16 protein-coding genes are annotated in these 13,966 nt (G+C 50.0%); 7 read left to right on the forward strand and 9 right to left on the reverse strand.

Going from position 1 to position 13,966, the window contains the following annotated elements; translation table 11 throughout:
* Positions 1-141 precede the first annotated feature (141 nt).
* The 6 genes from ACCI49_RS21235 to hutC form a co-directional block, all read right to left on the reverse strand.
* Positions 142-318: a hypothetical protein gene (locus tag ACCI49_RS21235; protein WP_371841232.1), complete on the reverse strand. Its 177-nt coding sequence runs from the start codon at positions 316-318 to the stop codon at positions 142-144.
* A 298-nt stretch (positions 319-616) separates the two neighbouring features.
* Positions 617-1,108 carry a hypothetical protein gene (locus tag ACCI49_RS21240; RefSeq protein WP_371841233.1) on the reverse strand — a complete coding sequence of 164 codons (492 nt, stop codon included), beginning with the start codon at positions 1,106-1,108 and terminating at the stop codon, positions 617-619.
* A gap of 95 nt (positions 1,109-1,203) precedes the next feature.
* Positions 1,204-1,542, reverse strand: coding sequence for a hypothetical protein (locus tag ACCI49_RS21245; protein ID WP_371841234.1), 339 nt, complete (start codon positions 1,540-1,542; stop codon positions 1,204-1,206).
* Positions 1,543-1,839: 297 nt separating this feature from the next.
* A complete protein-coding gene (gene hutH, locus ACCI49_RS21250; protein WP_371841235.1) occupies positions 1,840-3,390 on the reverse strand; it encodes a histidine ammonia-lyase in 1,551 nt (516 codons plus the stop codon).
* A gap of 112 nt (positions 3,391-3,502) precedes the next feature.
* Positions 3,503-5,179, reverse strand: coding sequence for a urocanate hydratase (gene hutU / locus ACCI49_RS21255; protein ID WP_371841236.1), 1,677 nt, complete (start codon positions 5,177-5,179; stop codon positions 3,503-3,505).
* Between the two features lie 88 nt (positions 5,180-5,267).
* A complete protein-coding gene (hutC, locus tag ACCI49_RS21260) occupies positions 5,268-5,978 on the reverse strand; it encodes a histidine utilization transcriptional repressor HutC (RefSeq protein ID WP_371841237.1) in 711 nt (236 codons plus the stop codon).
* A 190-nt stretch (positions 5,979-6,168) separates the two neighbouring features.
* On the opposite strand from hutC, the gene hutI reads away from it, so the two are divergent.
* The 4 genes from hutI to ACCI49_RS21280 all read left to right on the forward strand — a co-directional run bounded on the left by hutI (position 6,169) and on the right by ACCI49_RS21280 (position 9,905).
* A complete protein-coding gene (gene hutI / locus ACCI49_RS21265) occupies positions 6,169-7,398 on the forward strand; it encodes an imidazolonepropionase (RefSeq protein WP_371841238.1) in 1,230 nt (409 codons plus the stop codon).
* Positions 7,382-8,347: a formimidoylglutamase gene (gene hutG, locus ACCI49_RS21270; protein ID WP_371841239.1), complete on the forward strand. Its 966-nt coding sequence runs from the start codon at positions 7,382-7,384 to the stop codon at positions 8,345-8,347. Before hutI ends, hutG begins: the two co-directional genes overlap by 17 nt.
* Positions 8,348-8,510: 163 nt before the next feature.
* On the forward strand, positions 8,511-9,410 hold the full coding sequence (locus ACCI49_RS21275; RefSeq protein ID WP_371841240.1) for a LysR family transcriptional regulator: 900 nt from the start codon (positions 8,511-8,513) through the stop codon (positions 9,408-9,410).
* 93 nt (positions 9,411-9,503) lie between these two features.
* Positions 9,504-9,905 (forward strand): RidA family protein, encoded by a 402-nt coding sequence (locus tag ACCI49_RS21280; protein ID WP_371841241.1) that lies wholly within the window; start codon positions 9,504-9,506, stop codon positions 9,903-9,905.
* Between the two features lie 141 nt (positions 9,906-10,046).
* Here the strand turns inward: ACCI49_RS21280 and ACCI49_RS21285 are convergent, their stop codons facing one another.
* The 3 genes from ACCI49_RS21285 to ACCI49_RS21295 form a co-directional block, all read right to left on the reverse strand.
* Positions 10,047-10,469, reverse strand: a complete 423-nt coding sequence (locus ACCI49_RS21285; RefSeq protein WP_371841242.1) for an organic hydroperoxide resistance protein — start codon at positions 10,467-10,469, stop codon at positions 10,047-10,049.
* Between the two features lie 358 nt (positions 10,470-10,827).
* On the reverse strand, positions 10,828-11,295 hold the full coding sequence (locus tag ACCI49_RS21290; protein ID WP_371841243.1) for a MarR family winged helix-turn-helix transcriptional regulator: 468 nt from the start codon (positions 11,293-11,295) through the stop codon (positions 10,828-10,830).
* A gap of 201 nt (positions 11,296-11,496) precedes the next feature.
* On the reverse strand, positions 11,497-11,949 hold the full coding sequence (locus tag ACCI49_RS21295) for a MarR family winged helix-turn-helix transcriptional regulator (protein ID WP_371841244.1): 453 nt from the start codon (positions 11,947-11,949) through the stop codon (positions 11,497-11,499).
* A gap of 180 nt (positions 11,950-12,129) precedes the next feature.
* Between ACCI49_RS21295 and ACCI49_RS21300 the strand changes: the two genes are divergently transcribed.
* From ACCI49_RS21300 to ACCI49_RS21310, 3 genes are all read left to right on the forward strand, one after another.
* Positions 12,130-12,633 carry an RNA polymerase sigma factor gene (locus ACCI49_RS21300; protein ID WP_371841245.1) on the forward strand — a complete coding sequence of 168 codons (504 nt, stop codon included), beginning with the start codon at positions 12,130-12,132 and terminating at the stop codon, positions 12,631-12,633.
* Positions 12,630-13,226, forward strand: coding sequence for a hypothetical protein (locus ACCI49_RS21305; RefSeq protein ID WP_371841246.1), 597 nt, complete (start codon positions 12,630-12,632; stop codon positions 13,224-13,226). The genes ACCI49_RS21300 and ACCI49_RS21305 overlap by 4 nt, the downstream gene beginning before the upstream one ends.
* Before the next feature lie 74 nt (positions 13,227-13,300).
* Positions 13,301-13,636, forward strand: coding sequence for a superinfection immunity protein (locus ACCI49_RS21310; RefSeq protein ID WP_371841247.1), 336 nt, complete (start codon positions 13,301-13,303; stop codon positions 13,634-13,636).
* Positions 13,637-13,966: the final 330 nt, after the last annotated feature.

Raw genomic sequence — 13,966 nt, forward strand, 5'->3', positions numbered from 1 at the left:
CAATCCCGGTTGGATTTGCGCTGATAGTGTAAAGCGGGATAACTCTCGGTCAGTCTTCTAAGAAGACTGGCTCAATAGCCCCCTTTTAGGGGGCCGAGGGTAATTCCGCATTCTAAGAATACGGATTTTTACACTTAACCGTCATCCGGAGCGGGTACAGCGCACCAGGGTCTTGGTTTCTAGCTCCTGCTCCACACAGTGGAATTTTTTGCCATCCAGCGTTAATGACTTGGGGCTTCCTTTAGGCGCGGTTGTCGAACAACCGGCAACTCCTGTTGCCAGGGCCACGGCAAGCAGAATTAGCAGTAATTTCTGCACCGCTGTTACCTCGTGACTTGATATGAGTTGCGCAAGCTTGTGATGTGTCTTCTTTCAGGGTAGAGGGAATAGCTGTCAAAGTGAGGATTAGCGCGCCAATTTGTGAATTGTAGCGACAGGGGCATTTAGGCACTGAAATAGTTAATTCACAGTTTTATTTATTGTCTAATCACCAGCTTGCCGGGCGCGGGTCGCTGGAAATAATTTATCCGGTTCGCTATTTTTCTTTGCCATTTAAGCCCCCCACCGGGACCGGTTCGGGTCGGGTGGGGGTGAAATTTTTTATAACAGCTGGAGGCTAGCGTCTTCCCCGGCGATGCCCTCCACGTACGCGATGATAACCGCGATGTCCTCTATACCCGCGATGGCTCCGATAACCGCGATGACTGCGGTATCCACGGTGACTGCGATATCCGCGATGATAGGCGCGAACGCGTAAGTGCGATGAACGGGGATAGTAAAAGCGATTGTAGTAGGGCAGCCCGCGATAGTAGTACCTTGCCCGGTAGCGCGGGTAGCCGCGGAATCCTGGAGCACGGTAGTAGGAATAGGCACCGCCATAGTAATAGCGGTAACGCGGTGTTGCCCGGTAATACTGATAGACCGGTGTTCGATAGGAGACGTAAATATTACTTGAAGGGTAGTAGTTGGGGGTGGCGTAGGGATAGACAGAGGTACCTGTGTAGGCTATCCCCGTCCCGCCATAGTAACCATCGGTTACGCAGGCCCCCAAGGTGAGGGCCGTGCATACCGTGGCGGTGATTATCACCGCCTTAACAGCTCTATTCATAATGCAATCTCCGGTAAGTGGAATTCCCCCCGGAGAGGCCCGGCAGGGGCCAAGCCCCTTAAGTACGCCAAGCAGGCGAACACAAAATTTCGGGTTCAGTAGGGTCTTGCGCGGAAAGGCGGGTTTGGTGGGTCAACCACCTGGTAGCCCCTGTTAACCACTGCCGGTGGCCTTAGGCGGTAGAAGTTGCCGTCCCAGTAGAAGTTGCAGTGCTGCACGTTATGGCAGGTGCCATCGGGGTGACAATGGGCATAGCGGCCGCGCAGGTTGTAATAGGTCTTACTGTAATAAGGGCTATATCCGTAATAACTGGCTGAGCAATCATTGGTACCGCAGGGGTAGCCAGATCCGTTACAGGCTGAGAGCGAGAGCCCTGCTGCGATAGCGAGTACACAGCCAGAGCTATACAGCAGCCTTCTGGACAGCGATTTCATCAAGACCTCCACGCCTTTTGGCGGGTAAAACGTCTAATAATCAGCCTAGCACTTTTGTCGCAAAATTCATCACAAAGAAAAATAAATGTTCTAGTAGTAGAAAAAATGCAGGAGGGCCAGGCTCTTCGCAAAAATAACAGAGCCTCGAGGGAGCTATGCCAAGTTTCCAGAATTGGGAACAGTAAGGTGGGGGTTACAGCCAGACCAATAAAAATTCACAGGATTTGGAGAGGTTGTCTCCACATCCTATGAATGAAATGTCAATTAACTGCTGGGCCTCTTTGTCGCGACAGTTTTTTAGTTACCACTAGGCAGCAGGCAGGGCTTTATAAATTGCGTGTAGATACCACTGCTTAGCAATTGCTTAGCCTCTTCAATATCTGGGGCGAAATAGCGATCCTTATCGTAGAAAGGTACGCGTTCGCGCAGTTTCTTCTTGGCGGCTTCCAGTTTTTCTGTGGATTTCAACGGAGCGCGGAAATCCAACCCTTGGCAGGCAGCGAGTAATTCCACTGCCAGGATTCCGCAGGTGTTGTCCGCCATATCCCGCAGGCGGCGGCCGGCAAATGTGGCCATGGAAACATGATCTTCCTGGTTGGCGGAGGTGGGCAGGGAATCCACACTGGCTGGGTGCGCCAGGGATTTGTTTTCGCTGGCCAAGGCGGCGGAAGTGACTTGGGCGATCATAAAACCGGAATTCACCCCACCATTTTCCACCAGGAATGGCGGCAGACCGGACAGGTTGGTGTCGATCAGTAGTGCCATGCGACGTTCTGATAGAGAGCCGATTTCTGCCAGTGCCAATGCGAGGTTATCGGCGACCATAGCTACCGGTTCTGCGTGGAAGTTACCACCGGAAATGATGTCGGAGTTATCCGGGTTTTCTTCGTCGGTAAATACCAGCGGGTTATCGGAAACGCCATTGGCTTCGGCCAGCAATACTTCAGCGGCAAAGCGCATTTGCTGTAGGCAGGCGCCCATTACCTGGGGCTGGCAGCGCAGGGAATAGGGGTCCTGTACTTTCTCGCAAAACTGGTGTGAGTCACCAATCTGGCTGGTTTCGCCGAGCAGATCGCGGTAAACGGCTGCTACATCCCTCTGTGCTTGTTGGCCGCGCGCATTGTGGATACGATCGTCGAAGGGGCGGCGTGAACCCTTGGCGGCTTCCAGTGTTATGGCGCCGGTAACCAGGGCGCCAGCAAATAAGTCCTCGCTGGCAAACAGGCCGAGTAGGGCAAAGGCGGTGGAGGCCTGGGTACCATTCAGCAGTGCAAGACCTTCTTTGGGTGCCAGGGTGATAGGCTCCAGGCCTGCGGTCTTAAGCCCCTCATGGGCACTTTTACGTTCACCCTTAATAAATACTTCGCCTTCTCCCAGTAGCACCACACTCATATGGGCCAGCGGTGCAAGGTCGCCGGAAGCGCCCACAGAACCTTTCTCGGGAATTGCGGGGTAAACGCCGGCATTAACCAGTTGCATCAGCGCTTCGATAACCTGGGGACGCACACCGGAAAAACCGCGCGCAAGGGAGTTGATTTTCAACACCATTAACAAACGCACGGTGGATTCACTCATAAAGTTGCCGGTACCAGCGGCGTGGCTCAGTACGATAGCGCGTTGCAGGTTTTCCAGATCGTGCTTTTCGATACGGGTATTGGCCAATAAACCAAAGCCGGTATTGATACCGTAAACCGTGCGGCCTTCAGTAATTACCTGGGCAACGGTTTGGGCAGAAGTTTCGATAGCTGGATAGGCACTTTTTGCCAGTGATAGTTGTACCGGTTCGCGGGCTACGCGGCGCAGTTGAGCAAGACTTAACTGGCCGGGGTCGATTTCCAATTGATACATAAATTAATTCACCAAAAAATATTTACTGCATTGGCGCCAGCGGCGCAGCCTGATTAAAAAAATCGAGCCGCGAGAGAATTCCACCGGCGGTATTTTTATTACGGTAAAAAAATCAGTCTTTCAGCATCGGCAGGTCCAAGCCCTGCTCTTTTGCACATTTTTTTGCGATTTCATAGCCGGCATCAGCGTGGCGCATAACACCGGTGGCGGGATCATTCCAGAGAACGCGTTCGATGCGCTTGCGCGCAGCTTCGCTGCCGTCACACACTATCACCACACCTGAATGTTGGGAGAAGCCCATACCCACACCACCACCGTGGTGCAGGGATACCCAGGTGGCACCGGAGGCGGTATTCAATAGGGCGTTTAGCAACGGCCAGTCGGATACAGCATCGGAGCCATCCATCATGGCTTCTGTCTCGCGGTTAGGGCTGGCCACTGAGCCGCTGTCTAGGTGATCGCGGCCGATAACTACAGGTGCTTCCAATTCGCCATTGGCGACCATTTCGTTAAATGCCAGAGCCAAGCGCGCGCGATCTTTCAGACCAACCCAACAGATACGTGCGGGCAGCCCCTGGAAATGAATGCGCTCGCGAGCCATATCCAGCCAGTTGTGCAGCTGCGGATTGTCGGGGATCAGTTCCTTAACCTTGGCATCGGTCTTGTAGATATCTTCTGGATTTCCGGACAGGGCCGCCCAGCGGAAAGGACCTACACCTTCACAGAACAGTGGGCGAATATAGGCGGGTACAAATCCGGGGAAGTCGAAGGCATTTTCCACACCCTCTTCGAGAGCCATCTGGCGAATATTATTACCGTAGTCGAGGGTGGCGGCGCCGCGCTTTTGCAGCTCCAACATGGCTTTCACCTGGATTGCCATGGATTGCTTGGCCGCTTTTACCACTGCGGCCTCATCTTTTTTGCGCATTTCTGCGGCGTATTCCATGGTCCAGCCTTTAGGCAGGTAACCATTTAAAGGGTCGTGCGCGGAAGTCTGGTCGGTAACTGAGTCCGGCAGAATATTGCGCTGAACAACTTCCGGGAAAATATCGGCTGCGTTGCCCAACAAGCCCACGGAAATGGCTTCGCCTTTTTCTATAGCCTCTTCAATCATTTGCAGCGCTTCATCGAGGCTGGTCGCTTTTTTATCAACATAACCAGTACGTAGGCGGAAATCGATACGGGTTTCATCGCACTCTACTGCGATCATGCAGTAACCGGCCATAGTTGCCGCCAGCGGCTGCGCGCCCCCCATACCGCCGAGGCCGCCGGTGAGAATCCACTTGCCTTTCGCTTCGCCATTAAAGTGTTTGCGTGCCACCGCGGCAAAGGTTTCATAGGTGCCCTGGACGATGCCCTGGGAGCCGATATAAATCCAGGAGCCGGCAGTCATCTGGCCGTACATGGCCAAGCCTTTTTTATCCAGCTCGTTGAAGTGTTCCCAGTTAGCCCAGTGGGGCACTAGATTGGAGTTGGCAATTAATACACGCGGTGCATCGGCGTGGGTTTTAAATACACCGACGGGTTTGCCGGATTGCACTAGCAGGGTTTCGTCGTCTTCCAGGCGTTTTAGCACTTCGACAATTTTGTCGTAGCACTCCCAGTCCCGCGCGGCGCGGCCGATACCACCGTAAACCACTAGGTCTTCGGGGCGCTCTGCGACCTCGGCGTCCAGGTTATTTATCAGCATGCGCAGCGGTGCTTCAGTAAGCCAGCTTTTAGCATTGAGTTTTGTACCGTGGGGAGCTCGGACTTTACGGCTAGGATCGTGGCGTTTATCGGTGGACATGGCTTCCTCGTAAAAATATCTGGTAAAAATTCAAGCGCCCCTGTTTTTGGCTCTTTTGCCGGATGACGCGTGTGGGATAAATCAGTAACTAGAATCTCAATTGAGCCCCTAGGCGATAGCGGTTGCCTGGGTGGACCAGGCGCGCAAAGCTCACGGTACCCGCGCTGCTCTTGGTGCGCCTCCACACCTGCAGGCAGGCATCACCGGTGGCTATTTCCAGTGCGTAAGCAATGGATGCCTCTGCGGCAATTGCCTCGACAGTGGTATCCGCCTCGGTTAATGGTGCGACTCTGGAAAGATAGGCGTTGGGTGTAGTGTGGGCGAAATCCTGTTGCAAGTATTCTGGGGCTAGAGCTGGATTGGTGAAACGCTCCTCCCATTGAATCGGCAGGCCGTTATCACAGTGCACAATGATTGAGTGGAAAACCTTGGCCTGTTCGGGCACCTCCAGGGCGCGGGCCACTTCGGCATTGGCCATACATTGCTGCGCCAGCAAGATTCGGTTGCTGTAGCTGTGCCCCCGTGCAGAAATTTCATCGGCAATATTGCGCACTTCCAAAAGGGAGCCGGCCGGCACCGGCTCGGCAACAAAAGTACCAAGACCCTGGGAACGCATCAGTACCCGCTCGTCGGTCAATTCACTCAGGGCGCGTCTGGCCGTCATACGGCTGACGCCGAATTCTTGTGCGAGTTGGTTTTCCGAGGGCACCTGGAAGTGGACGGGCCAGGTGCCGCTCTCAATCTGTTGACGGATGTGGCGCTTAATCGCCGCGTAGCGTGGTTCGCTTGCAGTATTCATAGACTCAGGTACAGTGCTACATGGGCTTGTATATGGTTGTATATACAAGATAGATTCTGGCTACTATGGTGGCCAGAATGATGACTGTCAAGCCGGGTCCTTGGTCTGTATCCTCAAGTCTCCGGTTTTTGCCCGGCAGCTAAGTCGGGCATCTATGGTTTAAGAAGGAAAAGCGCGCCGCTAGAAGCTTATGACAGAACGTTGTGACCTGCTGATTACAAATGTAAATGCCGCCACCATGGACCCTTCGATAGTGGGGGGATATGGCGCTGTAGAGGATGCCGCTGTAGCGGTTACCGGCGGTAAGATTGTCTGGTTGGGGCCGCGCCGGGAGCTGCCAGACTGTACCCCGGATCAAATTATCGATGGTGAGGGCCAGTGGCTGACGCCGGGATTGATCGATTGCCACACCCACTTGGTTTATGGCGGCCATCGCGCCGGAGAATTTGCTCGCCGTCTGGGTGGGGAGAGTTACGAGGAAGTGGCCCGCGCCGGTGGCGGTATTATTTCTACCGTGCGTGCCACCCGCGCAGCCAGTGCCGAGCAACTATATCGCTTGTCCGAGCCGCGCCTGCACGCGCTGATGTCGGAGGGTGTTACCACGCTAGAAATCAAATCTGGTTACGGGCTTGATCTGGATACGGAGTTAAAACAGCTGCGCACCGCTCGCCGCCTGGCCCAGCACAACCCAGTGGAAATAGTGACTAGCTGTTTGGCGGCACATGCCCTGCCACCGGAGTACGATGGCCGCGCCGATGAATATATCGATTTGATTTGTGAGCAGATCTTGCCGGCTGTGGCGCGTGAGCAGCTGGCCGATGCTGTGGATATGTTTTGCGAGACTATTGGGTTTACGGTGGACCAGTGTCAGCGGGTTATTGATGCCGCAAAGAAGCTCGACTTACCGGTAAAAGTGCATGCTGAGCAGCTCGCTCGTACCGGCGCTACCGCTATGGCTGCTAAGGCTGGTGCGCTTTCTGTGGATCATATCGAATACATTAGTGATGCTGATGTGTTGGCAATGGCCGAGAGCGGTACTGTGGCCGTTTTGCTGCCTGGCGCTTTTTATACACTGCGTGAAACCCAGGCCCCACCTGTGAAAAAGCTGCAGGAAGCTGGGGTCTGTATAGCTTTGTCTACTGACCTGAATCCCGGCAGCTGCCCTATCGCTTCTCTACGCCTGATGATGAATATGGGTTGCAACCTGTTTGGCCTTACTCCTGCTGAAGCGTTGGCTGGTGTGACTAGATCAGCGGCGCGAGCACTGGGGCTTTGTTGCTCCCGCGGTGTGCTGCGACCAGGGCTGCGGGCAGATATGGTATTGTGGCCAATGGATACTCCGGATCAGCTGGCCTATGAGATTGGTGCGCTGAAACCCGCACAGATTTTACTTGGAGGTAAAGATGTTACAGCTGGCTGATATGCGCCTGTGGAGCGGCCGTACTGATACTGAAGATGGCCGTGCCGGTGAGCGCTGGCACCAGCGAGTTTCCCCGCTGCAACTGGATAACCCTCCGGGTATTGCCATTCTCGGCTTTGCTTCAGATGAAGGCGTACGCAGAAATAAGGGGCGTATCGGTGCCGCTAAAGGCCCGCGCGTCCTGCGCATGGCCATGGCCAACCTGCCGGCCTCTTTCAGTCTTCCATTGTATGATGCCGGTAATGTGCGAGTGCAACGGGAAGACCTGGAGTCTGCGCAATCCATGTTGGGAGCGCGGGTTAATGAGTTGCTGGACAACGGCCACTTTCCCCTGGTTTTGGGCGGCGGTCACGAAATAGCGTTTGGTAGCTACCAGGGAATTGCGCGCTGGATGCGGGAGCAGCACCGGGAAAAAACTCTGGGAATTATTAATTTTGATGCGCACTTGGATTTGCGTATACCCGCGCCCAAGGGATCTTCAGGGACGCCTTTTTACCAGATTGCCGAGCAGTGCGAGATCAATGGCCGTCCATTTAACTACCTGTGTGTCGGTGTCGCCGATAACGCGAATACGCCCGCACTTTATAAGCGCGCAGATAAACTGGGCGCTGAAGTTATTCGTGATCGTGAGATCAGCAGCTGGAACCTTGACAACGTTCAAGCTCAGATTCGTGAATTTATAAATAGGGTCGACTTTGTCTATCTCACTGTGTGCTTGGATGTGTTACCAGCAGCGGTGATGCCTGCAGTCAGTTCACCTTCCGGGCGTGGCGTACCATTGGAATTACTTGAAGTATTGCTAGATACCGTGTTGGACTCCCAAAAAGTCTGTCTTGCGGATATTGCCGAATTTAACCCCTATTTCGATATCGAGGATCACGCCGCACGTACAGTCGCGCGCCTCGGCTTTCAGATAGTTAATGGTGCAGCGGGCCGAATGGATTTTTAACTATTATCTAAGGCCGTTACTATTTCGGGAAACAGATACGTAGTTTCGCAAGTGTGCACTAGGAATTTTTACTGGTTGTGGGCTTGCGGTATCTGTTTATACATGAATTGGTCATTATTTTTAGTTCCCGAAGTAATTTTCCAAGAATCTTCGTGAGGAGAGTGTGATAAAAAAATTGGAAATTCATCATCTCCGTACGCTTGATGCTCTATTTAAGTTTGGGAATATATCCTTAGCGGCAGAATACCTAAACGTCTCCCAGCAAGCTGTTAGTTTGCAGCTCAAAAAAATCAGAGAGATTTTGGGGGATCACCTGTTTGTGAGAAGCGGGCATGGAATGGTGCCAACTAATTACGCGAGGCTGATAGAACCCAGGCTGCAGAATATTTTGATGCTCCTTAACGAGATACCGCTACCAGACTCTATTGACTTGGCTAAGATAGATAGAACCTTAGTTATTTCAGCTACAGACTATACGCAAACAATCATTCTTGCAGATTTAATTGGCGATCTAAGAAACTATATGCCTCAGTTAAAGGTGTTGGTTTCCAATATTGAAAGTGCACAGCTGACAAAAAAGATGCATCACGGGGAAATAGACTTGGCTTTTACCTCCGAGGGCTATGTGCCTGAAGGACTGATCTCTGAGCCCCTATTTACAGAAAAGTATCTTTGCGTAACAGCATATCAGGGAGTTGCACAGGATACTCCTATGTCGATAGCCAACCTTGCTGCTTCTTTCGATTTTTTGGTCACATGCCCTGGAGTCGCAAGCCTGAAAGGTTCGGCAGATGCCTGGTTTGAATTGCAGGGTCTTCGTAGAAGTGTGGTTGTATCTGCTCCCTCATTTTTTATCGCAATGGAATGTTTAAAGAAGAGTAATATGATTGGATTTATTCCTTCCCGTCTTCTTCCATGCGCTGGTCTGTATGAGGTGATACTTGAGAAATATCCGCCAGGATATGAAGTAGTGGCGGCATTCCATCCAGGCGCGAAGAATGATCCGCTGATAACCTGGATACTTGATCGCATCAAAAGACGTTTTTCTGAATCAATAGACTGAGACTTGTATCAGTAACAAGGTTCTTTGGATAGATTCGGAAAGCGCTAGTACCTACTATGCCTCTGTAATTATTTATCTGATTCAGGGGATTTTGTGAGCATTATAAATATTAATCCATCCACACTTTACGATGGCAGTCCTTTCGGGCTCTCCCAGGCCAAAGTTGATACCACTAGCGGCCTGATATTTGTATCTGGCCAAGTGGATTGGAATGCAAATTATGAAATTCTAAATAATGACATTGAAGGTCAGACGAAAAATGCGGTAAAAAACCTACTTACTGTCTTAGACGAAGGTGGATCCGCCGTAGAGAGCTTACTGCACCTGCGTATTTATGTCAGAGGTGAGCTCGGTGACCATATGGCTAAGGTTGTTCCAATTATCGCAGAATTTTTAAGTATCTCCCGTCCAGCGATAACCGGCATAGGGGTAGCGTCTTTGGCTACACCAGATACTTTAATTGAAATTGAAGCTGTGGCTAGAATATTGACGTAGACTTTTTCAAAGTAGCCCCACTAGGGGGCTACTTCGCTCATTCCTCTACTTCGTTCATTCCTGTAGTGCCTTAAGTGTTCTCCTAGTGGAGGTGAGTCGGAACCGAAGCTTCTTTTACCATTATTGGACCTATTGGCGGTTTCAAGTTGAAACGTGCAGGCGTACATCGACATTACCACGGGTTGCATTAGAATATGGACAGACTTCTTCGTGAGCTGTATCGGCAATTTTCTCAGCAGTTTCCTGATCCAAACCTGGGATCTTGATAAAGAGATCAATATCCAGGCCAAATCCATTACCCTGGGGCCCAATCCCGACCTCGGCGCGCACAGTTGTTTCTTCTGAGATGTTTACCTTTTTCTTACCTGCCACAAACTTGAGAGCACCGATAAAGCATGCGGAATAGCCTGCTGCAAAAAGTTGCTCCGGGTTGGTGCCATTACCGCCTGGGCCTCCTAGCTCCTTCGGCATATTAAGTTTTACGCTTAACTTCCCATCTGAAGATTTGGCTTCGCCTTCACGGCCACCATTGGCTGTTGCCACCGCTGTATAGAGTGCTTGCATGAGGGTGTCCTCGTTAGTGGGTACTGAAAGTTTTGAGTTGTCATCCTTAGTCTGAAATAAAGTTATCGCAGCAACTAAATTTGTAATAATAGAAAATCTTTATAGTGTTAATAGGTAGAGTAGCTAAAATTTTTGCTAAGAGTACGGTGAAAGTAGCGAGTTTTTGGGGTGGCTAATTGATGCTACATAGTACTAATGTAGATTTTTTGCCAGGCGCAGATTTATGGGTTGGGCTGTGAGTGCGCCTAAATTACCTGGGAATGAGAAAGGTTCTTCTGTATCGATAATCAAGTAGAGATAAGCCGACTCTAAGTGATACTTAGACTTAACTGGCTCCGGTAGCTGCCTCCATTGATGCTTACTCGCGGCTAGGAATTATACAGGTTTTCCTCGGAGAACATAAAGATTGACAGATCGCATCTATTTGAGATTTTAACTCGTATACTGCCTGAGAATCCAAGCCGCAAGCACGAAGAGCCTCCCCTGGTATTAACTCGGCTTCTCTCAAGACCGAATTGCTCCTATCGGTGAGTTTGATACATACCCGGCGCTTATCCTGTGGATCGCGATATCGACAGATTAAATTTTGGCTTTCTAGCTTTTTAATCATTGGGCTCAACGCGGGCCTACTTTGTCCCAAATGTAAGCTCATCTCGGTTGCAGTAATGCCATCCTTTTCTTGGACTAAAAGCATTATTAAATACTGCGCGTAGGTAATACCTAACTCTTCAAGCAATGGCTTGTGAATTTTACTTAAAGAAAGTGAGACTGAATCCAATGTAAAAAAGAACGAATTCGCCAGCCCGGGAATTTGTATGTTTTTCATGGATCTACCTACTGAATTGAAGAGGATACTATGATCGTATTTATGTGGAGCGGTGCCGGTTAGTAACCCAGCCTAATGCGGTTTTATCGAATAAATTATGTTATTGCGATAATTGTTATTGCGATAATTTAATTTGACTATGAAGACGATTGTAATAATAAATATGTAAAATTAAGTCCTAGCATAGGGTATGCGGAGAGTCTATATGTTCCCAAAAGAGTTCAGATTTAGGCGCAATGTTTCAATCCGAGCCTTAAGATCAATTGCTGACTGGTGGTTTAAGCCACAAGCTTGAAGCACTCGCTGTGGTATTGATGCAGCTTCCCTCTGCATAGATTTACCTGCATTGGAAAGACTAATGATAATTCTACGCTCATCCTTTGGATCACGGCTTCGATGGATTAGTTTGAGGTTCTCTAGACGCTTGATTACTGGAGTGAGAGCGCCTTTATCCTGCATAAGGCGAAGGCTCAACTCAGTTGCGGTGATACCATCTTCCTCCCAGAGTACAAGCATCATGAGATATTGCGGGTAAGTGATTCCTAACTCGCTAAGTAAGTGCTTGTACATTTTACTCATAGCAAGCGATGCGGAATAAAGACTGAAGCAGAGCTGGTTATCGAGTTTATTGTCATCTTTGGTGATCTTAGCCATGGAAACCTATCTATAGGTGGCGATTTTGCGGCAGTGTAGCGTAATTATGGTAAGGCTACGCCTTTGTATTGAAAACCACAGAGAATAAGAGATATTTCTGCTTGGCCTCTCGCAAGGTGAATTTATGTAAGGTATTCAGTGCTGTCGGTACAGTACTTTGCATAGAAGATGGAGTAGCCGGTGGACTTACGGGATCAATTATTTCAACAAGTAATAGCGGAATATGCTGAAGGCATTTCCCGGGTGGTGCGTAGCTATGTGCGCTCCAGTGCCGAGCATGATGACCTGCTACAGGAAATCTGGCTGGGGCTTTGGCGAGCCCTGCCCTCATTCCGAGGCGATGCCAGCCTTAAAACCTTTGTTTATCGGATTACTCATAATCGCTGTGTAACCGAGATAGCCAGACGAAAACCACAACATAGCGGTGAAGAGGAATTGCTGGAACTCGAGGATCATCAGCCAGGCCCCGCTGAGCGTTTAGTCGCGGAGCAAAAGTCTGAGCGCCTGGTCCGTGCCATACAGCAATTGCCCCTGGGGCTTCGGCAGACGTTAACCCTTCGTCTGGAAGGGCTGAGCTATGCGGAAATCTCTGAGGTGCTGGGTATTAGTGAATCTAATATAGCGGTACGGCTTAACAGAGCGAAAGAGCGTCTTAATGTCCGCCTGTCAGGAGGTGAGAAGTGAATAGAGCAGATTCAGATAACCAATGGATGGAACTGGAAAGTATATGGAAACAGCAACCGGTTAACGCAGAAATACCAGCTGCAATTCTCAAGTGGGTGCGCCGTCAGGAGCGGCGCATGCGTTTAGTAGTAGCTTTTGAGTGGTTTGTGACCTTAGGTGTAGGCATTTTTTACGCAGTTAAAGTGATACTTAGCAGGAATCAACCCGACAATTTTTTAGTGTTGGTCTTTGCATTGTCAATGCTCACTTTGATTATGGGATTCGCTACGGCCAATCGTCGTGGCTTGTGGGCTCCACTGGAGGAGTCAGCAAAAGCTTATGTCGAATTGGGGCTTCTCAGGTTAAAACGTAAGCGCGGAGAGGTGTATTTCAACTGGTTTTTTTGGTGGTTCCAAATACTCCTTATCTTTCTATGGAAGTTTGCGAGACCTAACGCTGGATCGACAGAACCATTAATTCGTAATCCCCAGGAGGTACTTATTATTTTAACGAGCTGCATGATTTTTCTGGTTCTTCACAGTATCTACGTATATAGACGCACAGGGAAAGAGAAAATGGCATTAGAGAACTTCCAGGAAAAATATTTAAATTAATTGTAAGGAAATATAGGTGGCTGGGACTGTAGATAGCGAGTGAACTAAAAATAGTAAATAGGGATTATCAGCTCATGTTTACAGACTTTAATCAGTTGGCAGAAAATTTCCTTGAGGTCCTCAATGGAATAAGCCCCGTAAAAGGTTTTTTGTTTGTTGTTTTCTTTTTAGTGATTTGTTTCCTGCCGAGCATCATCGCTTATTTTCTTAACCGGAAGCACTTTGCCAAGATTTTTGCTGCGAATGTTCCAGCAACACTTTCTTGGTTGGCCTGGATTGCACTCCTGACCTGGGCGATCACTGGCAAGGTGCGCAATAAGAAAGAAGAGAGGGTGTCGGCGGCAAAAGATAGAGCTGGGGATGTAAATGTCTCAGAGAGGGAAGGGATAACTTCAAGTAATAGCCATTAGGGCGGAGATATGTAGTGCTTCCTACGGGAATGGAGTTTAGTGGCTTCTCTATATAGTTAAACTACCCCTTCCCGACGGCAGGCTAGATGACTGTTTTTTAGTCAAAATACTTATTGAAACTTTTCTACAAAAAGTTCTTGCCGAGCCCCCCTGAAGTCCGTATAGTTCGCCTCCTCGCTGCTCAGGCAGCAGCGGGAAGGTAGCTCCAAGTAATTGATTTTCTTAAGAAAATTTCTTCAAAAAGAGCTTGCCAAGCACGGAGAGGCCGCTATAATGCACGCCACTTCAAGCAGGGTCGGAAATGACCTTGCCGGGATTCGGAAAGCTCAC

The sequence above is a fragment of the Microbulbifer epialgicus genome, from assembly GCF_041447265.1.
In the GTDB taxonomy this organism is placed as follows: domain Bacteria; phylum Pseudomonadota; class Gammaproteobacteria; order Pseudomonadales; family Cellvibrionaceae; genus Microbulbifer; species Microbulbifer epialgicus.